General features: G+C 65.3%; 1 protein-coding gene. It reads left to right on the forward strand.

The window, feature by feature from the left end:
* Positions 1 to 668: DnaB-like helicase N-terminal domain-containing protein (locus G6N73_RS36135; RefSeq protein ID WP_281353033.1), on the forward strand; the 668-nt coding region annotated here is incomplete at both ends.

Consider the following 668-nt stretch of genomic DNA (forward strand, 5'->3'; position numbering starts at 1 on the left):
CAGGCGCTGCTCGGCGCGATCCTGGTCAACAACGACGCCTTCTACCGCGTCTCGGACTTCCTCAAGTCCGGCCATTTCTACGAGCCGCTGCACCGCAAGATCTTCGAAGTTTCGGCCGAGCTCATCCGCATGGGCAAGATGGCCAATCCGGTCACCATAAAAACCTTCCTGCCGGCCACCGAGAAAGTCGGCGACATGACCGTCGCGCATTATCTCGCCCGCCTCGCCGCCGAGGCCGTCAACGTCATCAACGCCGCCGATTACGGCCGGGCCATCTATGATCTCGCCACCCGCCGCGCGCTGATCACGGTCGGCGAGGACATGGTCAACATCGCCTATGACGCGCCCGTCGACATGTCGCCCTCCGACCAGATCGAGGACGCCGAGCGCCGCCTTTTCGAACTTGCCGAGACCGGCCGTTACGATGGCGGCTTCGAAAGCTTCACCGACGCGGTGAAGACCGCGGTCGACATGGCCAACGCCGCCTATATGCGCGACGGCCATCTTTCCGGCATCGCCACCGGCCTGCGCGACCTCGACCGGCGCATGGGCGGCCTCCAGCCTTCCGACCTTATCGTGCTCGCCGGCCGTCCCGGCATGGGCAAGACCTCGCTCGCCACCAACATCGCCTTCAACATCGCCCATGCCTACGAGCCGGCGCAGCAGGC

Origin of the sequence: Allomesorhizobium camelthorni (genome assembly GCF_011045125.1) — a bacterium.
Taxonomy (GTDB): domain Bacteria; phylum Pseudomonadota; class Alphaproteobacteria; order Rhizobiales; family Rhizobiaceae; genus Allomesorhizobium; species Allomesorhizobium camelthorni.